Source organism: Paraburkholderia sp. EG287B (assembly GCF_040965595.1).
Taxonomy (GTDB): Bacteria; Pseudomonadota; Gammaproteobacteria; order Burkholderiales; family Burkholderiaceae; genus Paraburkholderia.
The window spans coordinates 122,614-148,082 of record NZ_JBFRCG010000021.1; the positions used below are offsets into that span (position 1 = coordinate 122,614).

Here is a 25,469-nt window from a genome sequence, read left to right on the forward strand (position 1 = left end):
CGCGCTCAATCGGCGTCGCCGAGCGAGGCGAGCTGCTCGGCCTGATGTTCGGAGACGAGCGCGCCGATCAGTTCGCCGAGGTCGCCGTCCATGATCGCTTCGAGGCGATAGAGCGTGAGATTGATGCGGTGATCGGTGAGCCGCCCCTGCGGGAAGTTGTAGGTGCGAATGCGCTCCGAGCGGTCGCCCGAGCCCACGAGGCTCTTGCGCGTCGCCGCTTCCTTGGCGTGCTGCTCCTGGTACTGCTTGTCCTTGATGCGCGCGGCGAGCACCTTGAGCGCGCGGTCCTTGTTCTTGTGCTGCGAGCGGTCGTCCTGGCACTCCACGACGATGCCGGTCGGCAGGTGCGTCACGCGCACGGCCGAATCGGTCTTGTTGATGTGCTGGCCGCCCGCGCCCGAGGCACGGAAGGTATCGATGCGCAGGTCGGCGGGATTGATCTCCACTTCGCCGATTTCGTCGGCTTCCGGCATCACCGCGACCGTGCAGGCCGACGTGTGGATGCGGCCCTGCGTTTCGGTGGCGGGCACGCGCTGCACGCGATGGCCGCCCGACTCGAACTTGAGCTTCGAGTACGCCGCTTCGCCTGCAATGCGCACGATCACTTCCTTGTAGCCGCCCAGATCCGACTCGCTCGCCGACATCATCTCGATCTGCCAGCGGTTGCGCTCCGCGTAGCGCAGATACATGCGCAGCAGGTCACCCGCGAACAGGGCCGACTCGTCGCCGCCCGTGCCCGCGCGGATTTCGAGGAACACGTTGCGGTCGTCATTGGGGTCCTTCGGCAGCAGCATCATCTGCAATTCGTGCTGGAGCTGCGCCATGCGCTCGCGCGACGCTTTCACCTCTTCTTCGGCGAAGTCGCGCATCGAGGCATCGGAGAGCAGGTCTTTCGCCGCGGCCTCGTCGTCCTTGGCCTGACGCCACTGTCCGTAGTGCTCGACCACGGGCCCCAGTTCCGCATGCTCGCGCGTGAGCTTGCGGTACTGGTCGCGGTTCGAGGTCACGTCGGGACGGCTCAACAGGTCGTTCAGCTCGGCCAGGCGCGTAGTCAGCTGGTCGAGCTTCGATTGCATGCTCGTTTTCATCGGGCGGTGCGGAGCGGGCTCCGGATAGGACTGCGAGAGAGAAGAGGCGGGCGGGTGGCCCGGTCGTGCAGGGCACGCATGGCGCGCGCCCGACCGCGAACGTCGCTAACGGTCCGAGCTACCGGACGAGTCTGACGAGTCGGAAGAGCCGGCGGAACGCGGCGAGGTGGTGACGTCCGCCGCGGGCTGCGCGGCGTCGTCTGTCCTGGCCGGCTGGCCGTGGCGGTAAAAGCCGCCCATCAGTTCGATGAGCGAATCGCGCTGATCGCCGCTCGACGTGTTGAGCGCATGCGTCGGACCGTGGATCAGCTTGTTGGTGAGCGACTGCGAGAGCGCTTCGAGCACGGCCGACGGGTCGTCGCCGCGCGCCAGCATTTTGCGGGCGCGTTCGAGCTCGGCGCGACGCAGCGCGTCGGCCTGGGTGTGCATGTGGCGGATGACCGGCACGATGCTGCGCGAGTCGAGCCACTGCATGAAGTTCGCCACGCGCGACTCGATGATCGTTTCGGCCTGCGCGACGGCGGCCTGGCGCGAGGCATTGCCTTCGCGCACGATCGTGCCGAGATCGTCGACGGTGTAGAGGAAGACATCTTCGAGCTGGGCGACTTCGGGCTCGATGTCGCGGGGCACCGCGAGGTCGACCATGAAAATGGGGCGGTGACGGCGCGCCTTCACTGCGCGCTCCACCGCGCCGAGACCGATGATCGGAAGCGTGGACGCCGTGCACGAGACGATGATGTCGAACTCGTGCATGCGCGCGGGCAGGTCGGAGAGCGGAATGGAGCGGCCGCCGAAGCGTTCCGCAACGTAGCGCCCGCGCTCGGCGGTGCGGTTGGCGACCACGAGTTCGCGCGGCTGCTGCGCGGCGAAGTGCGCGGCGCACAGTTCGATCATCTCGCCCGCGCCGATGAAGAGCACGCGCTGGTTGGCGATCTTGTCGAAGATGCGCTGCGCGAGGCGCACGGCGGCAGCGGCCATCGACACCGACTGCGCGCCGATCTCGGTCGTGCTGCGCACTTCCTTCGCCACGGCGAAGGTGCGCTGGAACAACTGGTTCAAATAGGTGCCGAGTGCGCCGGCCTCGGTCGCGGCGCGTACCGCCGTCTTCATCTGGCCGACGATCTGCGTCTCGCCCAGCACCATCGAATCGAGCCCCGAAGCCACCCGGAACGCATGACGCACCGCTTCGGACTGCGGCAGCGTATAGACGTGCGGCGCAAGTTCCTCTTCGCGGATGCCGTGATAGTGCGAGAGCCAGCTCACGGCGGCGTCGCGCGAGCTTTGCGCGTCGGTCGCGCAGTAGAGCTCGGTGCGGTTGCAGGTGGAGAGAATGGCGGCTTCCGGCGCGCTCAGCGAACGCCTGGCGGACCACGCTTCCTTGAACAGGGCGAGCGCGGGCTTGATCTGTTCGAGCGGAAACGCCACGCGTTCGCGCAAGGCGACGGGCGCGGTGTGGTGATTGATTCCGATCGTTAGAAGCTGCATACCATGGGGGCGAGATTTAGGCGGATATTATAACTTTTCCTCGCTTCCGACATTCGCGCCGACAGAGTCCGACACTCCAGCAGGTGATATGGGGAGCCGTTCGAGCTGGTAGCCATAGCCATACAACGTGGTCAAACGCCAGCCGTGCTCGGGCCCGAGCTGCAATTTGCTGCGCAGCCGGGAGGCGTGGGTGTCGAGCGTGCGCGACCGAACGTCGCGGTTCAGATTCCACACGGTTTCGAGAATGCGCGCCCGTGAAACGGGGCGCGATGCATTGGTGAAGAGCAGCAGCGCGAAACGGTATTCCTTGGGCGTGAGCGTGACGGTTTGACCCCGAAACGACACTTCGTAGCGGCCGGAATCGAAGAGGTAGTCGCCGAAGCCATGGCGGGCGCGGTTGCGCGGCCGGCGCACGCCGGCGCGGCGCAGGAGCGCGTCGATGCGCGCGAGCATTTCGGGGCCGCGCACGGGCTTGGCGATGCAGTCGTCCGCGCCGGCTTGCAGGCTCGCGACGATTTCGCTTTCATGGGGCGCGAGCATCAGCGCGATTGCGGGCAGACCCGGCAGCAGCTTGCGCGCCTGGGGGATGAGGTCGTCGGCGCCGACGTCGCCGCAGCACCACGCTGTGATCAGCAGGTCGAAGGTTTCCTGTTCGAGCGTTTCGAAGAGTTGTGCGCCAAGCGGGAAGTGGTGGCACGCGTGCCCGCCCGCAATGAGCAGGCGGACGAGGGTTTCGGCCTGACGGGTGTCCGGTTCGACAAGGGCGATTCGCATACGAGAGAGTGCGGCTGGGGCGGCCCGGACGCGCTTGCCTTGCGCAATCCCGCCCCCTACACTCAACCGCTACGCGGGAAGCGCCGAGCCGACCGTTTTCCAGTTTTAATAGAGACTAATCAGGCTACAAATGCTAGCTCTCGTGCTTCGGCGGTCCTATCGGACTTATCCGAAAACCTATAGGACAAGTCCTTAATGGGCTGGCCCGGTATCGTCATTCTTGGTCTGGCGGTGGGCTGTGCGGGGTGGTGGCTCCATCCCCTGCGCCGCGCCGCACGTCACGGACTCGCGCTGGCGGCCGTGGCCGGCGTGCTCGGCGCGGCGCTCGCGAACGCGGCGGGCAATGCGACCGGCCTTTTCTACGATGGGGAGTTGCTCCAGTGGCCGCTTTGCACGGCGCTCGCGCTCGTTTTCGTGGGCGTGAGCGTGGCACTGCGCGCGCGGCGCAGCTAGTCACGTACAGCCGGTCCTCAGAGACGCAGCCTTTGGCCGAACCCCGATCTTCCGCTTCGAATTCTTTGCAGGTGAAAACATGAACGCCCGACTCCCCGAAACCTCCTCGATTCCCGAACGCATTGCCGCCCTGCGCGCCGCGATGACGCGTGCCGGCGTGGATGCCGCCCTCGTGCCCTCCGCCGATCCCCATCTGTCCGAGTACCTGCCGCGCCGCTGGCAGGGGCGCGAGTGGCTTTCGGGCTTCACCGGCTCGGTGGGCACGCTCGTGGTGACGAAGGATTTCGCGGGCGTGTGGGTGGACAGCCGCTACTGGGTGCAGGCCGAGCAGCAACTGGCCGGCACCGGCATCGCGCTCATGAAGATGATGGGCGGCCAGCAGAGCGCGCCGCACATCGACTGGCTCGCACAGAACGTGAGTGCGGGCGGCGCGGTGGCCGTGGACGGCGCGGTGCTCGGCGTCGCCTCGGCGCGCGCGCTGGCCGAGGCGCTCGAGGCGCGCGATGTCGCGCTGCGCACGGACCTCGATCTGCTCGACGATGTCTGGCAAGGCCGCCCGTCGCTGCCGCTCGAGCCCGTCTACGAGCACGTCGCGCCGCACGCCGACACGAGCCGCGCCGGCAAGCTCGACCAGCTGCGCCGCGCGATGCAGGAGAAGGGCGCGCAGTGGCACTTCATCTCCACGCTCGACGACCTCGCCTGGCTCTTCAACCTGCGCGGCGCGGACGTGAACTACAACCCGGTGTTCGTCGCGCACGCGCTGATCGGACCCGACGACGCGACGCTCTTCGTCGCCGACGGCAAGGTGAGCGAGGCGCTCGTGCAGTCGCTCGCGAAGGACCAGGTGCGCGTCGCGCCGTATGCCGAAGCCGCGACCGCGCTCGCGGCGCTGCCCGCGAAGGCCGCGCTGCTTGTCGATCCGCGCCGCGTGACGTATGGCCTGCTGCAGGCGGTGTCGTCGGCGGTCAAGCTCGTGGAGTCGGTCAATCCGAGCACGTTCTTCAAGTCGCGCAAAACCGCCGCCGAAGCCGACCACGTGCGCGCGACCATGGAGCAGGACGGGGCGGCGCTCGCCGAATTCTTCGCGTGGTTCGAGGCGGCGCTCGGCCGCGAGACCATCACGGAGCTGACCATCGACGAAAAGCTTTCGGCCGCGCGTGCGCGCCGTGCGGGCTTCAAGTCGCTGTCGTTCGCGACCATCGCGGGCTTCAACGCGAACGGCGCGATGCCGCACTACCGCGCCACGCCCGAGTCGCATAGCGTGATCGAAGGCAATGGCCTGCTGCTGATCGACTCGGGCGGCCAGTACCTCGACGGCACCACCGACATCACGCGCGTCGTGCCCGTGGGCTCGCCGAGTGCGGAGCAAAAGCGCGATTTCACGCTCGTGCTCAAGGGCATGATGGCGCTCTCGCGCGCGAAATTCCCGCGCGGCATTCGCTCGCCGATGCTCGACGCGATTGCGCGCGCGCCGATCTGGGAAGCGGGCGCGGATTACGGCCACGGCACGGGCCACGGCGTGGGCTACTTCCTGAACGTGCACGAAGGTCCGCAGGTCATTTCGCACTACGCGCCGGCCGAGCCCTGGACCGCGATGGAAGAAGGCATGATCACCTCGGTCGAGCCGGGCATCTACCGGCCGGGCAAATGGGGCGTGCGTATCGAGAATCTCGTGCTCAACCAGCGCGCCGAAACTACCGGGTTCGGCGAGTTCCTGAGCTTCGAGACGCTTACGCTCTGCCCGATCGACACGCGATGCATCGATCTCGCGCTCCTGCGTGCGGACGAGCGCGAGTGGCTCAATGCGTACCACCAGACGGTGCGCGTGCGCGTGGCGCCGCACGTGAGCGGCGATGCGCTCGCGTGGCTCGAAAAGCGCACGCAGCCGATCTGATTTCCCTGGCATCCCGACAACGAATCAGAGAACGATCAGATAACGATCGGATAGCGATCAAGCAGAGCGAGAAACGCATGGCGATCAAGGCAGTGGTGTTCGATTTCGGCGGGGTGCTCGTGGACTGGAGCCCCGAGTATCTCTATCGCAAGCTGATTCCCAACGACGACGAGCGCCGCTGGTTTCTCGCGCACGTCTGCAAGATGGACTGGGTGGTCCGCCAGGACGGCGGCGAGCCCATTGCCGTGGGCACGGAGGAACTGGTCGCCGCGTTTCCCGAGCACGAAGCGCTCATTCGCGCGTTCTACGAGCGCTGGCACGAGATGATCGGCGGCTTGCTCGCCGGGGGCGTCGCGACATTCGAGCGCCTGGAGGCGGCCGGCATGCCGATCTTCGGTCTCACGAACTGGTCGGCCGAGACGTTTCCGTGGGCGTGGGAGCGCTTCGGCATCCTGCGGCGCTGCCGCGATATCGTCGTATCGGGCCACGTGAAGCTCGTGAAGCCCGATCCGGCGATCTTCCACGAGATGTTCCGCCGCATCGAGGCACAGTTGCCGGGCGTGAAGCCCGAGGAACTCGTTTTCATCGACGACAACGCGCACAACGCCGCAGCGGCCACGGCGCTCGGCTGGCACGGCGTGCACCACACGAGCAACGCCACCACCGACGCGAAGCTGCGCGAACTCGGCCTACCGGTCTAAGCAGCTCAACCAGGCAGGCTAAAGCCGGCGTCCCGCGCTATTTCGAAGCGGGCGCCGGCACCGGCTGCAGCAGGCTGCGCAGCGCGTCAGCGATACCCTTTGCGGTTTGCCCGGCGCCCTTCGCCACCCCTTCCGCGCTCACCCCGAGCGCCTGCGCAAACCCTGCGCGCAACTCCGTCATCAGGTTTTCGTTCAGCTTGAATTTAGGGTCGCGCAGGTTGCCGTCGAGCACGAAATGCAGCGTGATTTCACCCTTGTGCGCCTTCAATGCGGCCACGGCGGCGCGCGTCGGGATCGACAGGAAGGTGTCCACCGCGTCGCCGCTTTCCGAGAGTTGCAGGTTGTGCAGCGTGACGATGCCCGGCGCGTGCAGGTGATAGCCGCGCACGGTCGAGTTGAGATCGAGGTCGAGTGTGCCGCCCGTCACATTGGCCTTCGCGCCAGCCTTTTTAAGCAGATAGGGATCGATCGTGCGCACATCCACGCCACGCAGCGTCGTGCGGAGTTGCGAGTCTTTATTCGCGATTTGCATCCAGCCGTCGAAAGTGACGCGTCCTGTGTGCGCCGGGCCGACGACGTTGCCCACGACCGAAACGCGCGTGGGCTCCGTCAGCGCCGGCAGCTGGATATTGTCGACGCTCGCCTGCGCGCGGTTCACCGTGACGCGCCAAGGCGGATTGCTCACCGACCGGTCGTAGAAGTCGAATGTGCCGTTCTCGAAGCCGATATGGTCGATGACCTTTTGCTGCGGCAGGCTGCTTTCGCCCTGCGCGCCTCTCGAGGGCGCGGCGCTTTGCGCCATCGCTTCTCGCAGATTCGGCAGGATCAGGATCGAGCCGCTTTCCCGGCGCAGCACCGTCATCGTGAAATCGCTCACCGTGACGTCGCGAATATGGACGCGGTGCGAGATCAGCGCGCGCAAGTCGGGCGTGATCGTGATGCGCGCGGCGCGCAGCGTGTCGGCAGTCGGCCAGTTCGGGGGCGGCTTCAGGCGCACGTCGGTGAGCTCGACGTATGAGAGATTGAATGCCACGTTCACGCTCGCGGCCGTGCCGACGGGCGCGAGCGCGCGCTCCACGTACGCCTTTGCCTCGCGCTGCAGCGCGTAGAGCGTGCCCAGCGCCGCGAGCACGAGCAGCGCGACGACGATCGCCACGATGAGGACAACACGATTGCGCAGCGGCATCGCCATACGGAATTCCTCGCGGGAGCTGGGCTTGATCAAGCCCCAAGTGAGCCTAAGCGTAGCGGCTTTCGAGCAACCGCCATGCCGTGCGTGCTAGCAGTGCCGGTCAAAACGACAACGGCGGCCCGCGGGCCGCCGTTGTTTGCTATCGATCGCGCCTGCCTAGCGGCTGATCGGCTTGTAGCGCAGACGCTTCGGACGTGCAGCTTCTTCGCCGAGACGCTTGATCTTGTCGGCCTCGTACTCCTGGTAGTTGCCGTCGAAGAACGTGACCTGCGAGTCGCCTTCGAACGCGAGGATGTGCGTGGCGATACGGTCGAGGAACCAGCGATCGTGCGAAATCACCATCACCGAGCCCGCGAATTCGAGCAGGGCGTCTTCGAGCGCGCGCAGCGTTTCGACGTCGAGGTCGTTCGACGGTTCGTCGAGCAGCAGGACGTTGCCGCCCGAGATCAGCGTCTTGGCCAGGTGCAGACGGCCGCGCTCACCACCCGAGAGGTTGCCGACGATCTTCTGCTGATCGCCGCCCTTGAAGTTGAAGCGGCCGATGTACGCGCGCGACGGCGTTTCGTACTTGCCCACCGTGAGCACGTCCGCGCCGCCCGAGATTTCCTCGAACACGGTCTTGTTGGCGGCCAGCGCGTCGCGGCTCTGGTCGACGTAGGCGAGCTTGACGGTCGGACCCTGGACGATTTCGCCCGAATCCGGCTGCTCCTTGCCCGTGAGCATGCGGAACAGCGTCGACTTGCCGGCGCCGTTCGGCCCGATGATGCCGACGATCGCGCCCGCGGGAATCTTGAAGCTCAGGTCGTCGATGAGCAGACGGTCGCCATAAGACTTGCTGACGTTCTTGAACTCGATGACTTCGTTGCCCAGACGCTCGCCCGCCGGAATGAAGATTTCCTGCGTTTCGTTGCGCTTCTGGTATTCCGAGCTCGACAGTTCCTCGAAGCGCGCAATACGCGCCTTCGACTTCGCCTGACGGCCCTTCGGGTTCTGGCGCACCCACTCCAGTTCCTTCTTGATCGCCTTCTGGCGCGCCGATTCCGACGCTTCTTCCTGCTTCAGGCGCTCTTCCTTCTGGTCGAGCCAGCTGGAGTAGTTGCCCTTCCAGGGAATGCCGTGGCCGCGGTCGAGTTCGAGAATCCACTCGGCGGCGTTATCGAGGAAGTAGCGGTCGTGGGTCACGGCGACCACGGTGCCCGGGAAGCGCGTGAGGAACTGCTCGAGCCACTCTACCGATTCGGCGTCGAGGTGGTTGGTCGGCTCGTCGAGCAGCAGCATGTCGGGTTTTTCGAGCAGCAGCTTGCACAGCGCGACGCGGCGCTTTTCACCGCCCGACAGGTTGCCGATCTTGGCGTCCCAGGCCGGCAGGCGCAGTGCGTCGGCGGCGATTTCGATCTGCTGTTCCGCGCTGCCGTCGGTCGTCGCGAGGATCGCTTCGTACTTCGCCTGCTCGGCAGCCAGCGCGTCGAAATCGGCGTCCGGTTCGGCGTACGCGGCATAGATCTCGTCGAGCTTTTTCTGTGCGTTGAACACGTCGCCCAGACCTTCCTCGACCGCTTCGCGCACGGTCTTTTCCGGATCGAGCTGCGGCTCCTGCGGCAAGTAGCCGATGTTCAGGTTGGGCATCGGCGTGGCTTCGCCTTCGATGTCCTTGTCGACGCCGGCCATGATCTTGATGAGCGTGGACTTGCCCGAGCCGTTCAGGCCGAGCAGGCCGATTTTCGCGCCGGGGAAGAACGACAGCGAGATGTCCTTCAGGATCTGGCGCTTGGGCGGCACGATCTTGCCGACCCGGTTCATGGTGAAGACGTATTGGGCCATGAGAGTGTCTTTTGAAAACGGGAAGAAAAAGGTGTCGCTTAAACGTTGAACAGGAAGTTCATCACGTCGCCGTCGTGCACGACATATTCCTTGCCTTCGGCGCGCATCTTGCCGGCTTCCTTCGCGCCGGATTCGCCCTTGTACTGGATGTAGTCGTCGAACGCGATGGTCTGCGCGCGGATGAAGCCGCGCTCGAAGTCGGTGTGGATCACGCCGGCGGCTTGCGGGGCCGTATCGCCGACATGGATCGTCCACGCGCGCACTTCCTTCACGCCCGCCGTGAAGTAGGTCTGCAGGCCGAGCAGCTTGAAGCCCGCGCGGATCACGCGGTCGAGGCCCGGCTCGTCCATGCCCATGTCGGCGAGGAAGGCGATCTTGTCTTCGTCTTCGAGGTCGGCGATTTCGGCTTCGATCGCGGCGCACACGGCCACGACCGGCGAGTTCTCGCCTTCAGCGTACTTGCGCACGGCTTCCAGATGCGGGTTGTTCTCGAAGCCGTCTTCCTTCACGTTCGCGACGTACATGGTCTTCTTCGCGGTGATGAGGCAGAAGGGCTTGATCAGCGCCTGCTCGTCCTCGCTCAGCGCGAGCCCGCGCACGGGCTTTGCCTGATCGAGTTGCGCGCGCACCTTTTCCAGCACGGCCACGAGCTTCGCGGCTTCCTTGTCGTTGCCCGATTTCGCGGCCTTCGAGTAGCGCGTGAGCGCCTTCTCGACGGTGGCGAGGTCGGCGAGCGCCAGTTCGGTATTGATGACTTCGATGTCGGCGAGCGGGTCGATCTTGCCCGCCACGTGGATCACGTTTTCATCTTCGAAGCAGCGCACGACGTGCGTGATCGCATCGGTTTCGCGGATGTTCGCGAGAAACTGGTTGCCGAGGCCTTCGCCCTTGCTCGCACCTGCGACCAGACCCGCGATGTCGACGAATTCGACCACGGCCGGCACGACGCGCTCGGGCTTGACGATTTCGGCGAGAGCCTTCAGGCGCTGATCCGGCACTTCTACCACGCCGACGTTGGGCTCGATCGTGCAGAACGGATAGTTTTCGGCCGCGATGCCCGCCTTGGTCAGCGCGTTGAAGAGGGTGGACTTGCCGACGTTAGGCAAGCCGACGATGCCGCATTGGAGGCTCATGTAAATCTCTGCATGTCAGGGTGGTGACGTGCGGCTCGCCGCGCGCGAAGCGCCCGGGGCCGGGCGTCTCGCGAAAGCGGGAGCGGCGGGCGGGGCGGCGCAGGTGGCACGTCGGGGGACGTGACGGGGAGTCACGAAAACCGTAATTGTAACCTCGTCCGCGTGAGGGTTAGCCGCGGGTGTCGCCGCGCCGCCGGGCCGTCTTCCTGCAACGCCTTGCTGCGCCGCAACACCGCGCCCGTCCGGGCCGGCCACACAGGCCCCCCGGCTATAATGCGCGCATGACTGCAAGCAACCAGACCTTTGATGTCGCCGTGATCGGCGGCGGGCTCGTCGGCAAGTCGGCGGCGCTCGCGCTGAGCCAGAGCGGCCTGCGCGTGGCGCTGCTCGCGCAGCCGTGCGCGCCGCTGCCCGCGGGGGCCGTGTTCGACGCGCGCGTGTACGCCTTTTCGCGCAGTTCGCAGGCGCTGTTCGAGCGGCTGCGGGTCTGGCAGGCCGCCGACGCCGCGCGCCTCACGCCCGTCTACGACATGCGCGTGTTCGGCGACGCCGCGGCGGAGCTGCACTTCTCGGCTTATCAGGCGTCGGTTGCGCAGCTGGCCTGGATTGCCGAGTCGTCGGTCGTCGAGCGCGCGCTCGACGCCGCGCTGCACTTCCAGCCCAATCTCGCGTGGATCGACACGCGTGCTGAGACGCTCGACGTGAAACCCGACGCGGCCGTGATCGGCCTCGCCAACGGCCGCACGATCGAAGCCGACCTCGCGATCGGCGCGGACGGCGCGCATTCGTGGGTGCGCGCGCAGATCGGCTCGAAGGTCGAGCGGCGCGATTACCGGCAAACCGGCGTGGTCGCCAACTTCCGGGCGGAAAAGCCACACGGCGAAACGGCCTACCAGTGGTTCCGCGAGGGCGAGATCGTCGCCTTGCTGCCGCTGCCCGATCGGCACGTGTCGCTCGTCTGGTCGGCGCAGAGCGAACATGCCGACGAACTGCTCAAGCTCGAACCGGCGCAGCTTGCCGCCGAAGTCGAGCGCGTCTCGCAAAGCCAGCTGGGCGTGCTCGAATGCGTTACGTCCGCGCGCGGCTTTCCGCTGTCGCTGCAAACCGTCGACCGGCTCGTGGCGCCGCGCGTCGTGCTGGTCGGCGACGCCGCGCATCTGATTCACCCGCTGGCAGGCCAGGGCGTCAATCTCGGCTTGCGCGACGTGGCCGCGCTCGTCGACGTGGTCACGAAGAAAGAGGCGTTTCGCGATCTCGGCGACATCGTGCTGCTGCGCCGCTACGAACGCGGCCGCCGTGAGGACATCCAGAAGCTCGTCGTCGCCACCGACGGTCTGCAGCGGCTCTTCGCGTTGCCCGGCACGCTCGCGCGTGCGGTACGCAATACGGGTATGGCGTTCGTGGGCGCGCAGCCGCTGCTCAAGCGCTGGCTCGTGGCCTCGGCGCTCGGCTAATATCAGCGGGCTCGCCTGCGCAAGCAGGCATTTCGGTGGCTTGAGGCCAGTGCGGCTTAGAATGGGCGTATTGGCCGCGCCCGCGGCGCTTACCGCTCCGGCCATTCAACGGAACTCTGCGCGCGTCGCCCCTGCGCGGCGCGCCTGAATCAGGAATGCATCCCATGCAAACGCGTATTCGATTTGCCGCGCTCGTGATCGCGGTAGCCACCTCGGCGCTCGGCTGTTCGGCCCAGGCCGACCAGACCACCGACAAGATCAGGTCGGCGCTGCAGACGCGCCTCGGCATCGACGCCAGCGATATCAAGGGCATCACCAAGGCACCCATGCCGGGCCTTTACGAGATCAATCTCGGCACGCAGATCGTCTACAGCGACGCCAGCGGCGACTACGTGCTCAACGGCGAACTCATCGACACCAAGGCGCACCGCAATCTCACCGAGGCGCGCCTGAACGAAATCAACAAGGTCGATTTCTCGAAGCTGCCGCTCGAGAACGCGGTCAAGGTCGTGAAGGGCGACGGCAAGCGCAAGATGGCCGTGTTTTCCGACCCGAACTGCCCGTATTGCCATCAGCTCGAAAGCACACTCAGGTCCATCGACAACGTGACGGTCTACACCTTCCTGTATCCGGTGCTCTCGGCGGATTCGACGGCGAAGGCCAAGCAGATCTGGTGCTCGGCCGACCGCGGCAAGGCGTGGGAATCGTGGATGGTGGACCGCAAGGCGCCTACGGCAGCCGGCACGTGCGACACGGCCGCCATCGACAGCAATCTCGCGCTCGGCCAGAAGATGAACGTGACCGGCACGCCCACCGTGATCCTCGCCGATGGCACGCGGCTGCCCGGTGCCGTCAGCGGCGACCGGCTCGAAAAGGCGCTGAGCGCCGCCCACTGAAGCAACGCCCGAACCCGCCGGCCGCTTTCGCGGCCGGTGCTTTTTTTGCCCGGCGCTTTTTGTGCGTTTTTTCCGCCGGGCATACTGAAATTGCATTGCAGCGTCTGCTGACCGAATCTCTCACCGATCCCGCCGATGAAGCCGATCCGATACACCATCGTCCCGAAGAATCCCGCCGCGCATCTGTTCGAGGTGACGCTCACCGTGGAAGACCCCGCGCCGGACGGCCAATGCTTCATGCTGCCCGTGTGGATCCCGGGCAGCTACATGGTGCGAGAGTTCGCGCGCAACATCGTCACGCTGCGCGCCTTCAACGACGCGGGCCGCAAGGTGCGCGCGACGAAGACCGACAAGCACTCGTGGCAGGCCGCGCCCGTGAAGGGCGCGCTCACGCTGCGCTACGAGGTCTACGCGTGGGACCTGTCGGTGCGCGCGGCGCATCTCGACGACACGGTGGGCTTCTTCAACGGCACGAGCGTGTTTCTCGCGGCGCTCGGCCATGAGGAGGCGCAGCACGCGGTCGATATTCAGCGTCCGGACGGGCACGCCTACCGCCACTGGCGCGTGGGCACGGCGCTCACGGAAGCGCGCGGCACCAAGCGTTACGGCTTCGGCGAGTACACGGCCACGAATTACGACGAACTGATCGATCATCCGGTCACGCTCGGCGAGTTCACGCTCGCGAGCTTCAAGGCGCACGGCGTGCCGCACGACATCGTGATCGCGGGCCGCGTGGTCGCGCTCGACACCGAGCGTCTCGCCGCCGACCTGAAGAAGATCTGTGAGGCGCAAATCGCGCTGTTCGAGCCGCGCACGAAGCGCGCGCCGATGGAGCGCTACGTGTTCATGACGCAGGCCGTGAGCGACGGTTACGGCGGCCTCGAGCATCGCGCATCGACGGCGCTGATCTGCAATCGCACCGACCTGCCGGTGAAGGGCAAGCCTGAGACGTCGGACGGCTATCGCACCTATCTCGGCCTGTGCAGCCACGAATACTTCCACACGTGGAACGTGAAGCGCATCAAGCCCGCGGCGTTCGTGCCGTACGACCTCACGCGCGAGGACTACACGTCGCTGCTGTGGCTGTTCGAGGGCTTCACGTCGTACTACGACGACCTCATGCTCGTGCGCAGCGGGCTCATTTCCGCAGACGAGTACTTCGGCCTGCTCGGCAAGACGATCGCCGGCGTGCTGCGCGGGGCGGGACGCCTGAAGCAGAGCGTCGCGGAAAGCTCGTTCGACGCATGGGTGAAGTACTACCGCCAGGACGAGAACGCGTCGAATGCGATCGTGAGCTACTACACCAAAGGCTCGCTCGTGGCGCTGTCGTTCGATCTCGCGATTCGCGCGCAGACGAACGGCCGCAAGTCGCTCGACGACGTCATGCGCCTGTTGTGGCAGCGCTATGGGCGCGACTTCTATCGCGGCAAGCCGGTGGGCGTGGGCGAGGACGATGTCGAGGCGCTGATCGCCGAGGCGACGGGCGTGGAGCTGGGCGCGCTCTTCAGCGACGCCGTGCGCGGCACGCGCGACCTGCCGCTCGCGGCGCTGTTCGAGCCGTTCGGCGTGACGCTCGAAGGGGAGCCCGAGCGCGGCGCGAAGCCGTCGCTCGGCGCGCGGCTGCGCGGCGGTGCCGAGGCGACGCTTGCCGTGGTCTACGAAGGCGGCGCGGCCCAGAAGGCGGGGCTTTCGGCCGGCGACGCGCTCGTTGCGCTCGACGGCCTGCGCGTGACGGGCTCGAATCTCGACGCGCTGCTCTCGCGCTACCAGCCGGGCACGAAGGTCGACATCCACGCGTTCCGCCGCGACGAGCTTCGCGTCGCGCGTCTGACCCTCGATGCGCCCGAAGTCGCGCGCTACAAGCTCGCCGCCTCCGACAAGCGTACGCCCGCGCGCGCATTGCGCGAGCGCTGGCTGGCGGCATAAGCCGCCGGGCGGGGCGCGGCGGCACGGGGCACCCTCAGCGGCGTGGGGTGACGGATCCCACGCCGTTTTTTCATGCCGGGGATTGTTCTATCGCTGCAACAATCCGTCGTCGGTGGACTACTTTTTCGGGGCGCGGTAAAAAAACACAATGCCTTCACTCGCGCAACGTTGCGCAACTGAGACCCGAAGGAGCCACCATGACCACGATCCTGCAAATCAATTCCGCCGCCCGCTCGCAAGGCGCCCAGTCGACGCTGCTCGTCAACGAATTGACGGCCAGGCTGCAACAATCGAATCCGGGCGCGCAAGTCGTCACGCGCAACCTGCAAGCCGATCCGCTGCCGCACCTCGACGACGCCGTGCTCGGCGCGTTCTTCACGCCGGCCGAGCAGCGCACGCCGGAGCAGCAGGCCATCGCCGCACGCAGCGAAGCGCTGATCGCGGAACTGCAGGCAGCGGACATCATCGTGATCGGTGCGCCGATGTACAACTTCGGCGTCTCGTCGCAGCTCAAGACGTACTTCGACTGGATCGCGCGCGCCGGCATCACGTTCCGCTACACCGCGAACGGTCCCGAAGGCCTCGTGAACGGCAAGAAGGTCCATGTCGTTTCGGCACGCGGCGGCAAATATCAAGGCACCGCGCACGACAGCCAGACGCCGTACCTGAAGTCGTTCCTCGGCTTCCTCGGCATGACCGACGTGAATTTCATCTTCGCCGAAGGCCTGAACATGGGCCCGGACGCGGCAAGCGCCGCGCTCGCAGGCGCGCGTGAGGCGATCGCTGCAGCGTAAAGCGCAGCACGATCGACGGCGGTAAAAACAAAAACGCCACGAGAGCGATCTCGTGGCGTTTTTTTGCGCGTCGCGCGTCGCGAGGCTCAAGCGGCTCAGGCGAGCACGAGGCCTTCCTCCGGCAAACGCCAGTCAATCGGCTGGCGGCCGTGCGCCTGCAGATAGTCGTTGGCCTGCGCGAAATGCCCGCAGCCGAGAAAGCCGCGATGCGCGGAAAGCGGCGACGGATGCGGCGCTTCGAGCACGCAATGCGCACCCGAGAGTAGCGCGCGCTTGTTCTGCGCGTGCGCGCCCCACAGCATGAACACGAGGTGCTCGTGGCGCGCGGCGAGTTGCTCGATCAGCGTGTCGGTGCAGCGCTCCCAGCCGCGCTTGGCGTGGCTCGCGGCGCTCGCGCGCTCGACGGTCAGCACCGTGTTCAGCAGCAGCACGCCCTGGCGCGCCCAGGCGTCGAGACAGCCGTGCGTCGGCGCCTGAATGCCGAGGCTCGCCGCGATCTCCTTGAAGATGTTGCGCAGCGAAGGCGGCGGGCGCACCGAGGGCGGCACCGAGAACGCCAGGCCGTGCGCCTGCGGTGTGCCGCGATCTTCGCCGTGGTACGGGTCCTGGCCGAGGATCACGACTTTCACGTCGTCGGGCGAGGTCAAGCGCAGCGCGCGGAATACGTCGGCGGGATAGACGGTCTTGCCGGCCGCCCGCTCGTCGTCGACGAAGCGGCACAGCGGCGCGTAGGCGTCGCTCGCGATGAACGGCGCGAGCAGCTCGCGCCAGGCGGCGGGCAGCGCGTCGAACTGGTCTTCAAGACGCGTGGTGTCGATGGTGGCCAGCGGCATGGCGGGTTCGTGGGGCATGGCGGGGGCGGGCATAACGGCGTGCGTGCGCTCGGGCGGCGGGAATTCGTCGGCGTCGAACAGCGAGAAGATCGTGATCTGGCGCGGGTCGATTTCGGGCAGCGGCGGCTCGTCGAGCGTGCCTTGCGCCGTGTCGGACAGAAAGTCGTCGAACAGCGAGGCCTGCACCGGCATCGCGACGCGCGGGCGTTTCGTGGAGGTCATGGGCGGCAAGTGTCGCAGCAATTGCGCGGCGATTCAATCCGGCGCGAGCGCGGCAGGGCGGCCTTTTGCGGCATCGGCGCTGATGTTGCAACTAACAGCACCTTTTCGCGCTTTCCTCGAGCAAGTGGGCGCGTTTGCGCGGCGCGCCGAGGCCGCGCCGCGTCGTCCTCAGCCTTCGCGCAGCTTGTAGCCGCGCTGGGCCTTGCTGATGTCGTCCGGCGCAAGGCCTGGCAGCGCCTGCGCGAGTTCCGCCGCGAGCGTGTGCAATGCCGCTTCGTCGCCCGACTTCAGTTCGAGTTCGATTTCGCAGATCGGCGTGCGCCGCGTTTCGCCGCTTACTTCCGCGGTGACTTCGCCCTGATCGATGGCCGCTTCCACTTGCGCGCCGTCGACTTCGAGCGTCCACAGCGTGCGCTGGAAGTCGGTGCGAAAGAGCGGGATCAGGTTCGCGGCGGCATCGGAGAGCGCCGTCGAAACACCGGCTTCATCGCATTCGTGCAGCAGCCGGTCGATTTCGAGCGCTTCGCCCGCCACCGGCATTTCCCATTCGTGCCGCGCGTGCAGCCCGTTTTGCGCCACACCCACGGTCTTGAACGTCTGCAGCCAGCCTTCGGGCGCGCGGCGCAGGCGCAGCGCGCTCTTTGCGCGCGCGAGCGCAAGCGCCGGCGTGTCGAAGTAGATGTTTTCGAGCCGGATGGCGCGACCCGGCTTGCCCGCGCGCGTCTCGAAGAGGCGCCGCGCCGCGTCCACCTGGTCGCGCGGCAGTGCGAGCTTGATTTCGCGTTCGATACCCATGATGCGCGCGATCAGAAGAACATGCGGGCGAGTTCCGCGCCCGGCTGTTCGGCGCGCATGAACGCCTCGCCCACGAGGAACGTGTGCACGGAAAGCGCGCGCATCTTCTCGACGTCCGCGCGCGAGAGAATGCCCGACTCGGTCACGACGATGCGGTCTTCGGGCACGTCGTCGAGCATGCCGATGGTCGTCTCCAGCGTCGTTTCGAACGTGCGCAGATTGCGATTGTTGATGCCGATGAGCGGCGTCTTCAGCGTGAGCGCGTGCGTGAGTTCGGCGCGGTCGTGCACTTCGACGAGCACCGCGAGACCGAGCGAATGCGCGAGCGCTTCGAGATCGCGCATTTCACCTGGCTGGAGCGCGGCGGCGATCAGCAGGATCGCGTCGGCGCCCATCGCGCGGGCTTCGACGACCTGATACGGATCGACGATGAAGTCCTTGCGCAGCACCGGCAGGTTGCACGCGTCGCGCGCGGCTTCGAGGTAAGCGGCGCTGCCCTGGAAGAACTGCACGTCGGTCAGCACGGAGAGGCAGGCCGCGCCGCCCTCGGCGTACGAGCGCGCGATTTCGGCGGGCTGGAAGTTTTCGCGCAGCACGCCCTTCGACGGACTGGCCTTCTTCACTTCGGCGATCACGGCGGCCTGGCCGTTGTCGTGCTTCGCGCGCAAGGCGCCGACGAAGTCGCGCAGGTCGCGCGTGCCCGCCTGTAGACGCAATTCTTCGAGCGGGGCGCTCTGCTCGGCGGCGCGCACTTCTTCGCGCTTGACCGCGATGATCTTTTCGAGGATGTCACTCATATGTTCGGAGGCAAAAAACGGTGCTGGATCAGCGTTTGAACTGTTGCGTGAAGCGTACCAGTTCGTCGACTTTGGCGCGCGCGCGGCCGCTGGCGAGCGTCTCGCGCGCAAGCGTGATGCCTTCTGCGATCGAGTCCACCACGTTCGCCGAGTAGAGCGCCGTGCCCGCGTTCAGGGTGACGATCTCGCGCGCGGTGCCCGCCTCGTTCGAGAGTGCGCCGAGCAGCATCGTCTTCGACTCTTCGGCGTTTTCGACCTTGAGCGACCGGTTCGAGACCATCTGCATGCCGAAGTCTTCGGGGTGAATCTCGTACTCGCGAATCTGGCCGTCCTTCAGTTCGCCGACGAGCGTGGCCGCACCGAGCGAGACTTCGTCCATGCCGTCCTTGCCGTATACGACGCACACGTGTTTTGCGCCAAGACGCTCCATCACGCGCACCTGGATGCCGACGAGGTCCGGATGAAACACCCCCATCAGCTGATTGGGCGCGCCGGCCGGATTCGTGAGCGGCCCGAGGATGTTGAAGATCGTGCGCACACCCAGTTCGCGGCGCACGGCGGCGATGTTCTTCATCGCGGGATGGTGGTTGGGAGCGAACATGAAGCCCATGCCCGTTTCGGCGATCGAGGCGGCCACCTGGTCCGGCTGCAGGTCGATGTTCACGCCGAGTGCCTCGAGCACGTCGGCGCTGCCGGACTTGCTCGAGACGCCGCGGTTGCCGTGCTTCGCGACCTTCGCGCCGGCCGCCGCGACCACGAACATCGAAGCCGTGGAGATATTGAACGTATGCGAGCCGTCGCCGCCGGTGCCGACGATGTCGATGAAGTTCGAGTTGTCCTTCACCTCGACGTGATTCGCGAACTCGCGCATCACCGTCGCGGCGGCGGTGATCTCGCCGATGGTCTCCTTCTTCACGCGCAGGCCGGTGAGGATGGCCGCCGATTGCACGGGCGAAAGCTCGCCGCGCATGATGAGGCGCATGAGGTGGAGCATCTCGTCGTGAAAAATCTCGCGATGCTCGATCGTGCGCTGAAGCGCTTCCTGCGGGGTAATCATGATGGTCGCCTCCGGGTCAAGCGCTCTTGGTTTGCTTCAGGAAATTCTCGAAGAGGGCATGGCCGTGCTCCGAGAGAATCGATTCCGGATGGAACTGCACGCCTTCCACCGCAAGCTCGCGGTGACGCACGCCCATGATTTCGCCGTCGTCGGTCCAGGCCGACACTTCGAGGCAGTCGGGCAGCGACTCGCGCTCGATGGCGAGCGAGTGATAGCGCGTGACGTTGAAGTGCTTCGGCAGGTCGGCGAACACGCCTTTGCAGTCGGTTTCGATCTGGCTCACCTTGCCGTGCATGATGGTCTTCGCGCGCACGACGCGCCCGCCGAACGCTTCGCCGATCGCCTGATGGCCGAGGCACACGCCGAGAATCGGCGTCTTGCCTGCGAATTCGCGCAGCACGTCAAGCGTGATGCCCGCGTGCTGCGGGTTGCTCGGTCCGGGCGAGAGGCAGATCCGCGCGGGGTTGAGCTTGCGGATTTCGTCGATGCTGATTTCGTCGTTGCGGTACGTGTGAACGTCTTCGCCGAGTTCGCCGAAGTACTGGACGATGTTGTAGGTAAACGAATCGTAGTTGTCGATCATGAGCAACATGGTCTTTTCTCCGCTCAGAAGTCGCTGTCGAGGCCGTCCTGCACCTGCTCGGCGGCGCGCAGCACGGCGCGCGCCTTGTTCTCGGTTTCCTGCCATTCGGATTCGGGCACCGAATCCGCAACCACGCCCGCGGCGGCCTGCACATACAGATTGCCGTTGTGGATGAGGCCGGTGCGGATCGCGATGGCCAGGTCCATCTCGCCGTTGAACGAGAGATAGCCGACCGCGCCACCGTAGAGCCCGCGCTTCACCGGCTCGAGTTCGTCGATCAGTTCCATTGCGCGAACCTTCGGCGCGCCCGAGAGCGTGCCGGCCGGGAAGGTGGCGCGCAGGACGTCGAAATTGTTCGTGCCGGGCTTGAGCTTGCCTTCCACCGAACTCACGATGTGCTGCACGTGCGAGTACTTCTCGATGATCATCTTGTCGGTGACGGCCACCGAACCGATCTCGGCGATGCGGCCCACGTCGTTGCGCGCGAGGTCGATCAGCATGACGTGCTCGGCGATTTCCTTCGGGTCGTTGAGCAGTTCGGTCGCGAGTTCGGCGTCGCGCTCGGGCGTGTTGCCGCGCGGCCGCGTGCCCGCGAGCGGACGGATCGTCACGATGCGGTCCTCGCCGCGCTTTTCCTGGCGCACGAGAATTTCCGGCGACGCGCCCACCACGTGGAATTCGCCGAAGTTGTAGTAGTACATGTACGGCGACGGGTTCAGCGAGCGCAGCGCGCGGTAAAGCGACAGCGGATTGTCGCGATACGGCTTGGTGAGGCGCTGGCCCACTTGGACTTGCATCAACTCGCCCGCGGCGATGTATTCCTTCGCCTTGCGCACGGCGGCGAGGTAGTCGTCTTTCTTGAATTCGCGGAACGTTTCGGTGCGCACGCTGGCCGAGGTCACCGGCGGCTGCACCGTGGTGCGCAGGCGCTGCTTGAGTTCGCGCAGGCGGTGCTTCGCCTTGGTGTAGGCCTCGGGCGTTTGCGGATCGGCGTAGACGATGAGATACAGCTTGCCCGCGAGATTGTCGATGACCGCGACTTCTTCGGTCAGCAGCAGCTGGATGTCGGGCAGGCCGAGGTCGTCGGTCGGGCAGGTATCGGCGAGCTTCTTCTCGATGTAGCGCACCGCGTCGTAGCCGAAGTAGCCCGCGAGACCGCCGCAGAAGCGCGGCAGGCCTGGACGCTGAGCGACCTTGAAGCGCGCCTGGTACTGCGCGATGAATTCGAGCGGATCGCTGTCGTGCGTCTCGATCACCTGGCCGTCGCGCACGACCTCCGAAACGCCGTTGCGCGTGCGGATCAGCGAGCGCGCCGGCAGGCCGATGAACGAGTAGCGCCCGAAGCGCTCGCCGCCCACCACGGACTCCAGCAGGAAAGAATTGGCGCCGCCGCGCTCGGGCTGCGCGAGCTTCAGATACAGCGAGAGCGGCGTTTCGAGATCGGCGAGCGCTTCGGCGATCAGCGGGATGCGGTTGTAGCCCTCGTTGGCGAGGGACTGAAATTCGAGTTCGGTCATGTTCCGATCCTGTTCGTGCTGCCAATCGCGGCGGGTGCGGGCCCAGTGCGGCTCAAAACGGGGCGCGCGGTGAGCGCGAGGCGTTTGTTTTTGAGTGCTTGATGGCCGCTGGCGCTCGCTCGTGCGGCCCAGGATCGTGCTGATGAGGCAGCGCTTGCCGGGCCGGCGTGCGGTACATCGGCGGAAGGTGAGGCGCAGCCGCTCGTGCCTGGCGCACCTCGCCGCGAACGGCGAAACGACACGCAAGGACCACGAAAGCCAACGGCCAGACCAGCCGACGGGTTACCGCAACAGTTTAGAGTCGAGACACGCGCGAGTGCGCAGCGAAGTAAAAAACGGTGCTGAAGGCGAACTTCAGCGAACCTCAAGTGAGGTTAGCGCGACCAGCGACGCCAGGGCCAGGCTCCCCGGTCGATCGTGCTCAGACTCCGTTTTTTATTCAGAAACATGAGGATAGTTGACGTTCAGTTGAGAACTTAAGTCAGATCATTGTGCGCTGCGACCGCCTTGGCGGCGTCGAGCAGCGAGGCAACTATACCATCCGATCCAATTTTTTGTACAGGTTGGCCGTGGTTATAGCCATAGGGCACCGTGAGCGTGGCCATGCCGGCCGCGCGGCCCGCAATCGCATCGTTCTCCGAATCGCCGATCGCCACGGCCGCCGCGGGCTTGACGCCCAGGCGCTCGCAGGCCGTGAGCATCGGCAGCGGGTCGGGCTTCTTCTTCGCGAGGCTGTCGCCGCCGAGCACCACTTCGAAGTACTGCGCGAGGCCGTATTGCTGCAGAAGCTCGACGGCGAAGCGGTGCGGCTTGTTGGTCACGCACGCGAGCTTGATGCCCTGGTCGCGCAGCGCGGCGAGGCCCGCCTCGACGTCCGGGTACAGATGCGTGTGGCGGCCGTTGATCTTCGCGTACTCATCCTGGTAGAGCGCGAGCGCTTCATCGAAGCGCGCCTCGACGTTGTCCGCGGCAAAGCGCGGCGCGAGCACGCTGCGGATCAGGTGCTCCGAGCCCTTGCCCACGTAACCCATCACTTCCTCGCGCGTGGTTTCCTCGGCGTCGAGCTGCGCGAGCATGCCGTTCAGGCCGGCAGCGAAGTCGTCGGCGGTGTCGACCATCGTGCCGTCGAGGTCGATCAGCGCCGCTTCGATGCGCGGCGCCGTGAACTGGATGGGGGCGTTCATTTTGCGTTCGCGCTGTTGGCGACGCTGGCGAGCTGCGCGCGCATCTCGTCGATCACGGTCTTGTAGTCGGGCTTGCCGAAGATCGCCGAGCCCGCCACGAAGGTGTCCGCGCCAGCCGCCGCGATTTCGGCGATGTTGTCGACCTTCACGCCGCCGTCCACCTCGAGGTGGATTTCGCGGCCCGTACGGGCCGTGTAGGCGTCGATCTTCGCGCGCGCCTCGCGCAGCTTGTTGAGCGCCTCTGGGATGAACGACTGGCCGCCGAAGCCCGGATTCACCGACATGATCAGCACGAGATCGAGCTTGTCCATCACGTGGTCGAGGTAGTTCAGCGGCGTGGCCGGGTTGAACACGAGGCCCGCCTTGCAGCCGTGGTCGCGGATCAGCGAGAGCGTGCGGTCGATATGGTCCGAGCCTTCCGGGTGGAAGCTGATGAGGTTCGCGCCGGCCTTGGCGAAGTCGGGCACGATGCGGTCGACCGGGCGCACCATCAAATGCACGTCGATGGGCACGCTCACGTGCGGGCGGATCGCCTCGCACACCAGCGGGCCGATGGTGAGGTTCGGCACGTAATGGTTATCCATCACGTCGAAGTGGATCCAGTCGGCGCCGGCAGCGACGACGTTGCGGACTTCCTCGCCAAGACGCGCGAAGTCGGCGGAGAGGATGCTGGGGGCGATGCGGAATTGCGTCATGGCGGCAATCGGAAAACTGTCGGAAAAACCGTATTTTACCGTCAGTAGGAGAGCCTTTCGCGGCGGGCGCCGCGGGCCGCGCCGGGTTGCGGGTGCCCGTTGCATCAAGCAGAATGCCAAACCATGTGCCGCGCCTCGCGAGCGCCTTGCCGCGCGGGCGTCTCAGTCAACCGACTCAGCAGCCGCGCCTAAGCGAATGGAACAGGGATGAGCCAGTACGAATTCAGCGTGACGTCGCAGGTGCGCTACCTGCCCGAAGAATCGGACCCGGAGCGCCGGCAATATGCCTTCGCGTACACGCTGACCATTCGCAATACCGGTCAGGTGAGCGCCCAGCTGATCGCGCGCCACTGGGTGATCACCGACAGCGAAAATCACGTGCAGGAAGTGAAGGGGCTGGGCGTGGTCGGCCATCAGCCGCTTCTGAAGCCGGGCGAGCAGTTCGAGTACACGAGCTGGGCCGTGATCGCGACCCCGGTGGGCACCATGCGCGGGGAGTACTTCTGCGTCGCCGAGGACGCCGAGCGCTTCGAGGCGCCCGTGCCCGAGTTCGTGCTGCGCATGCCGCGCACGCTGCATTGAACCGCCGCGAGAAATCGGGGTCTGCTAGTCCTGACGCCGATCGTCGCGCGAGGCTTGCTTCCTCCTGCCCGACGCGGTCCACACAACGATGAAAACCAGCAGGAACAGCGCAAGGAGCGCTTCCAGACCAAACATGAGCATCGGGTATTCGTCGAGCAGTTCTGACATGGCGGCATCCATCGAGAGCCAATATTGTAGGCGTGATTTTGACGTCGATTCCCCTCTCGATGCCCCGGTGATGCCGGGATTCACAAAGGTGCGATATTGCGTGCGGTCCGCACTTCGACGTGGGGGAAGCCGCCTGGGCTTGCGGTTAGGCGGCTGGTTGGGCGCGGCTTCGCTGGCGGCTTTGCTTGCCGCATGCGGCGGCCCGAGCTACGTGCACAACGTGCCGCCCAAGGGGGCGCCCACGCTGCCCTCGCAGCTCGCCGCGCAACGCCTCACGGCGGTCGCCTGGCAGCAGGTGCCGGGCTGGCAGGACGACTCGCTGATCGGCGTGACCGCGGCGCTGCGCGCGAACTGCACGCGCCTCGCGCGCGATCCTCGCTGGCAGCGCGCGTGCTCGGCGGCCACGCAGCTCGACGACCTGGACGCCTCGAGCGCACGTGCATTCTTCGAAACGTATTTCACGCCCTATCAGTTTGCCAACAACGACGGCACGCTCGACGGCCTCGTGACCGGCTACTACGAACCGCTGCTGCACGGTTCGCGCACGCGTCACGGCGTCTATCAGACCGCGCTGTACCGCTGGCCGTCCGGCTATCGTCCGGGGGGCGCGCTGCCGCCGCGCGCGCAGCTCGAACGTTCGGGCGCGCTCAACGGCAACGAACTCGTGTGGGTGGACGATCCGATCGAAGCGTTCTTCCTGCAGGTGCAGGGCTCCGGGCGCGTCGTGATGGAAGACGGCAGCGTGATGCGGGTGGGCTTTGGCGGCACCAACAACCAGCCATACAAGTCGATCGGGCGCTGGCTGCTCGACCACGGCGAACTCACGCCCGCGCAGGCGACCATGCAGGGCATCAAGGCATGGGCGCGCGCGAACCCGACGCGCGTGGACGCGCTTCTCGACACCAATCCGCGCTTCGTGTTCTTCCGCGAGATGGGCGGCTCCGAGGGCGACGCGCAGGGCGGCGCGGACGGTCCGATCGGTGCGCTCGGCGTGCCGCTCACGCCGGAACGCTCGATTGCCGTCGATCCGTCGTCGATTCCGCTTGGCACGCCGGTGTTTCTCCAGACCACGCGCCCGCTCACGAATACGCCGCTCAACCGGCTCGTGTTCGCGCAGGACACGGGCACGGCAATCAAGGGCGGCGTGCGCGCCGACTATTTCTGGGGCTTGGGCGACGACGCCGGCGATCTGGCCGGCAAGATGAAGCAGGGCGGCCGCATGTGGCTGCTGTTCCCGAACTCGTGATCGCCGTGGCGCTTGCGCTGAGCACGAGAAGCGAAAAAGCCGGCGTTTGCCGTAATGCCGTTCAGTTAAGCAACTGAACGGCATTTTTGTTGGTGGAGCAAAGGGGTTGTAAACACGTCGCGGCGATGTTAACTTTCGTCGCCATGCTGGTTGACACCCTTCCCCTGCTTGTCGAAGCG

Annotated in this window: 22 protein-coding genes and 1 pseudogene; 9 read left to right on the forward strand and 14 right to left on the reverse strand. The window is 66.1% G+C overall.

Annotated elements, in window-relative coordinates; genetic code table 11:
• Positions 1-5: 5 nt before the first annotated feature.
• The 3 genes and pseudogenes from prfA to AB4Y40_RS33445 all read right to left on the reverse strand — a co-directional run bounded on the left by prfA (position 6) and on the right by AB4Y40_RS33445 (position 3,347).
• Positions 6-1,088 carry a peptide chain release factor 1 gene (gene prfA / locus AB4Y40_RS33435; RefSeq protein WP_368691483.1) on the reverse strand — a complete coding sequence of 361 codons (1,083 nt, stop codon included), beginning with the start codon at positions 1,086-1,088 and terminating at the stop codon, positions 6-8.
• A gap of 219 nt (positions 1,089-1,307) precedes the next feature.
• Positions 1,308-2,573 (reverse strand): annotated as a pseudogene (gene hemA / locus AB4Y40_RS33440) (glutamyl-tRNA reductase); the annotation flags it as partial.
• 27 nt (positions 2,574-2,600) lie between these two features.
• Positions 2,601-3,347 (reverse strand): response regulator transcription factor, encoded by a 747-nt coding sequence (locus AB4Y40_RS33445; RefSeq protein WP_368691484.1) that lies wholly within the window; start codon positions 3,345-3,347, stop codon positions 2,601-2,603.
• A 195-nt stretch (positions 3,348-3,542) separates the two neighbouring features.
• Between AB4Y40_RS33445 and AB4Y40_RS33450 the strand changes: the two genes are divergently transcribed.
• The 3 genes from AB4Y40_RS33450 to AB4Y40_RS33460 all read left to right on the forward strand — a co-directional run bounded on the left by AB4Y40_RS33450 (position 3,543) and on the right by AB4Y40_RS33460 (position 6,395).
• Entirely contained in the window at positions 3,543-3,800 is a 258-nt protein-coding gene (locus AB4Y40_RS33450; protein ID WP_368691485.1) for a hypothetical protein, read from the forward strand.
• A gap of 79 nt (positions 3,801-3,879) precedes the next feature.
• Complete coding sequence (locus AB4Y40_RS33455; protein ID WP_368691486.1) at positions 3,880-5,694, forward strand: aminopeptidase P family protein; 1,815 nt, start codon at positions 3,880-3,882, stop codon at positions 5,692-5,694.
• Between the two features lie 77 nt (positions 5,695-5,771).
• A complete protein-coding gene (locus AB4Y40_RS33460) occupies positions 5,772-6,395 on the forward strand; it encodes an HAD family hydrolase (RefSeq protein WP_368691487.1) in 624 nt (207 codons plus the stop codon).
• A gap of 37 nt (positions 6,396-6,432) precedes the next feature.
• Here the strand turns inward: AB4Y40_RS33460 and AB4Y40_RS33465 are convergent, their stop codons facing one another.
• The 3 genes from AB4Y40_RS33465 to ychF all read right to left on the reverse strand — a co-directional run bounded on the left by AB4Y40_RS33465 (position 6,433) and on the right by ychF (position 10,541).
• Positions 6,433-7,587 carry a DUF748 domain-containing protein gene (locus AB4Y40_RS33465; protein WP_368691488.1) on the reverse strand — a complete coding sequence of 385 codons (1,155 nt, stop codon included), beginning with the start codon at positions 7,585-7,587 and terminating at the stop codon, positions 6,433-6,435.
• Positions 7,588-7,743: 156 nt separating this feature from the next.
• On the reverse strand, positions 7,744-9,408 hold the full coding sequence (ettA, locus tag AB4Y40_RS33470) for an energy-dependent translational throttle protein EttA (protein WP_321927886.1): 1,665 nt from the start codon (positions 9,406-9,408) through the stop codon (positions 7,744-7,746).
• A 38-nt stretch (positions 9,409-9,446) separates the two neighbouring features.
• Positions 9,447-10,541, reverse strand: a complete 1,095-nt coding sequence (gene ychF / locus AB4Y40_RS33475; RefSeq protein WP_368691489.1) for a redox-regulated ATPase YchF — start codon at positions 10,539-10,541, stop codon at positions 9,447-9,449.
• A 281-nt stretch (positions 10,542-10,822) separates the two neighbouring features.
• Here ychF and AB4Y40_RS33480 point away from each other — a divergent pair, with 281 nt between their 5' ends.
• From AB4Y40_RS33480 to AB4Y40_RS33495, 4 genes are all read left to right on the forward strand, one after another.
• Positions 10,823-11,995, forward strand: a complete 1,173-nt coding sequence (locus AB4Y40_RS33480; RefSeq protein ID WP_368691490.1) for a UbiH/UbiF family hydroxylase — start codon at positions 10,823-10,825, stop codon at positions 11,993-11,995.
• Between the two features lie 164 nt (positions 11,996-12,159).
• Positions 12,160-12,891 carry a DsbC family protein gene (locus AB4Y40_RS33485; RefSeq protein ID WP_368691491.1) on the forward strand — a complete coding sequence of 244 codons (732 nt, stop codon included), beginning with the start codon at positions 12,160-12,162 and terminating at the stop codon, positions 12,889-12,891.
• A 135-nt stretch (positions 12,892-13,026) separates the two neighbouring features.
• Positions 13,027-14,817: a M61 family metallopeptidase gene (locus tag AB4Y40_RS33490; protein WP_368691492.1), complete on the forward strand. Its 1,791-nt coding sequence runs from the start codon at positions 13,027-13,029 to the stop codon at positions 14,815-14,817.
• 197 nt (positions 14,818-15,014) lie between these two features.
• Positions 15,015-15,611, forward strand: coding sequence for an FMN-dependent NADH-azoreductase (locus tag AB4Y40_RS33495; RefSeq protein ID WP_069269174.1), 597 nt, complete (start codon positions 15,015-15,017; stop codon positions 15,609-15,611).
• 95 nt (positions 15,612-15,706) lie between these two features.
• Here the strand turns inward: AB4Y40_RS33495 and AB4Y40_RS33500 are convergent, their stop codons facing one another.
• The 8 genes from AB4Y40_RS33500 to rpe form a co-directional block, all read right to left on the reverse strand.
• Positions 15,707-16,666, reverse strand: coding sequence for a uracil-DNA glycosylase (locus AB4Y40_RS33500; protein WP_368691493.1), 960 nt, complete (start codon positions 16,664-16,666; stop codon positions 15,707-15,709).
• Positions 16,667-16,834: 168 nt separating this feature from the next.
• On the reverse strand, positions 16,835-17,461 hold the full coding sequence (locus AB4Y40_RS33505; RefSeq protein ID WP_368691494.1) for a CYTH domain-containing protein: 627 nt from the start codon (positions 17,459-17,461) through the stop codon (positions 16,835-16,837).
• Positions 17,462-17,472: 11 nt separating this feature from the next.
• A complete protein-coding gene (trpC, locus tag AB4Y40_RS33510; RefSeq protein ID WP_368691495.1) occupies positions 17,473-18,258 on the reverse strand; it encodes an indole-3-glycerol phosphate synthase TrpC in 786 nt (261 codons plus the stop codon).
• Between the two features lie 28 nt (positions 18,259-18,286).
• A complete protein-coding gene (gene trpD / locus AB4Y40_RS33515) occupies positions 18,287-19,318 on the reverse strand; it encodes an anthranilate phosphoribosyltransferase (RefSeq protein WP_324151377.1) in 1,032 nt (343 codons plus the stop codon).
• Positions 19,319-19,331: 13 nt separating this feature from the next.
• Positions 19,332-19,907, reverse strand: coding sequence for an aminodeoxychorismate/anthranilate synthase component II (locus tag AB4Y40_RS33520; protein ID WP_324151375.1), 576 nt, complete (start codon positions 19,905-19,907; stop codon positions 19,332-19,334).
• A 14-nt stretch (positions 19,908-19,921) separates the two neighbouring features.
• Positions 19,922-21,415 (reverse strand): anthranilate synthase component I, encoded by a 1,494-nt coding sequence (gene trpE, locus AB4Y40_RS33525; RefSeq protein ID WP_368691496.1) that lies wholly within the window; start codon positions 21,413-21,415, stop codon positions 19,922-19,924.
• 476 nt (positions 21,416-21,891) lie between these two features.
• Positions 21,892-22,599, reverse strand: coding sequence for a phosphoglycolate phosphatase (locus AB4Y40_RS33530; RefSeq protein WP_368691497.1), 708 nt, complete (start codon positions 22,597-22,599; stop codon positions 21,892-21,894).
• Positions 22,596-23,294 (reverse strand): ribulose-phosphate 3-epimerase, encoded by a 699-nt coding sequence (gene rpe / locus AB4Y40_RS33535; protein WP_368691498.1) that lies wholly within the window; start codon positions 23,292-23,294, stop codon positions 22,596-22,598. Before rpe ends, AB4Y40_RS33530 begins: the two co-directional genes overlap by 4 nt.
• Positions 23,295-23,501: 207 nt before the next feature.
• On the opposite strand from rpe, the gene apaG reads away from it, so the two are divergent.
• Positions 23,502-23,876 carry a Co2+/Mg2+ efflux protein ApaG gene (gene apaG, locus AB4Y40_RS33540; RefSeq protein ID WP_028208771.1) on the forward strand — a complete coding sequence of 125 codons (375 nt, stop codon included), beginning with the start codon at positions 23,502-23,504 and terminating at the stop codon, positions 23,874-23,876.
• 88 nt (positions 23,877-23,964) lie between these two features.
• On the forward strand, positions 23,965-25,290 hold the full coding sequence (locus tag AB4Y40_RS33545; protein ID WP_368691499.1) for a murein transglycosylase A: 1,326 nt from the start codon (positions 23,965-23,967) through the stop codon (positions 25,288-25,290).
• The last annotated feature ends 179 nt before the right edge of the window (positions 25,291-25,469 follow it).

Coding starts and splice junctions, on each gene's coding strand:
- AB4Y40_RS33490 (WP_368691492.1), top strand. CDS start 13,027: ATGAAGCCGATCCGATACACCATCGTCCCGAAGAATCCCGCCGCGCAT.
- AB4Y40_RS33445 (WP_368691484.1), bottom strand. CDS start 3,347: ATGCGAATCGCCCTTGTCGAACCGGACACCCGTCAGGCCGAAACCCTC.
- AB4Y40_RS33500 (WP_368691493.1), bottom strand. CDS start 16,666: ATGACCTCCACGAAACGCCCGCGCGTCGCGATGCCGGTGCAGGCCTCG.
- trpC (WP_368691495.1), bottom strand. CDS start 18,258: ATGAGTGACATCCTCGAAAAGATCATCGCGGTCAAGCGCGAAGAAGTG.
- AB4Y40_RS33520 (WP_324151375.1), bottom strand. CDS start 19,907: ATGTTGCTCATGATCGACAACTACGATTCGTTTACCTACAACATCGTC.
- AB4Y40_RS33505 (WP_368691494.1), bottom strand. CDS start 17,461: ATGGGTATCGAACGCGAAATCAAGCTCGCACTGCCGCGCGACCAGGTG.
- AB4Y40_RS33530 (WP_368691497.1), bottom strand. CDS start 22,599: ATGAACGCCCCCATCCAGTTCACGGCGCCGCGCATCGAAGCGGCGCTG.
- AB4Y40_RS33495 (WP_069269174.1), top strand. CDS start 15,015: ATGACCACGATCCTGCAAATCAATTCCGCCGCCCGCTCGCAAGGCGCC.
- apaG (WP_028208771.1), top strand. CDS start 23,502: ATGAGCCAGTACGAATTCAGCGTGACGTCGCAGGTGCGCTACCTGCCC.
- ettA (WP_321927886.1), bottom strand. CDS start 9,408: ATGGCCCAATACGTCTTCACCATGAACCGGGTCGGCAAGATCGTGCCG.
- AB4Y40_RS33485 (WP_368691491.1), top strand. CDS start 12,160: ATGCAAACGCGTATTCGATTTGCCGCGCTCGTGATCGCGGTAGCCACC.
- ychF (WP_368691489.1), bottom strand. CDS start 10,541: ATGAGCCTCCAATGCGGCATCGTCGGCTTGCCTAACGTCGGCAAGTCC.
- AB4Y40_RS33450 (WP_368691485.1), top strand. CDS start 3,543: ATGGGCTGGCCCGGTATCGTCATTCTTGGTCTGGCGGTGGGCTGTGCG.
- AB4Y40_RS33460 (WP_368691487.1), top strand. CDS start 5,772: ATGGCGATCAAGGCAGTGGTGTTCGATTTCGGCGGGGTGCTCGTGGAC.
- AB4Y40_RS33465 (WP_368691488.1), bottom strand. CDS start 7,587: ATGGCGATGCCGCTGCGCAATCGTGTTGTCCTCATCGTGGCGATCGTC.
- prfA (WP_368691483.1), bottom strand. CDS start 1,088: ATGAAAACGAGCATGCAATCGAAGCTCGACCAGCTGACTACGCGCCTG.
- AB4Y40_RS33455 (WP_368691486.1), top strand. CDS start 3,880: ATGAACGCCCGACTCCCCGAAACCTCCTCGATTCCCGAACGCATTGCC.
- rpe (WP_368691498.1), bottom strand. CDS start 23,294: ATGACGCAATTCCGCATCGCCCCCAGCATCCTCTCCGCCGACTTCGCG.
- AB4Y40_RS33545 (WP_368691499.1), top strand. CDS start 23,965: ATGAAAACCAGCAGGAACAGCGCAAGGAGCGCTTCCAGACCAAACATG.
- AB4Y40_RS33480 (WP_368691490.1), top strand. CDS start 10,823: ATGACTGCAAGCAACCAGACCTTTGATGTCGCCGTGATCGGCGGCGGG.
- trpE (WP_368691496.1), bottom strand. CDS start 21,415: ATGACCGAACTCGAATTTCAGTCCCTCGCCAACGAGGGCTACAACCGC.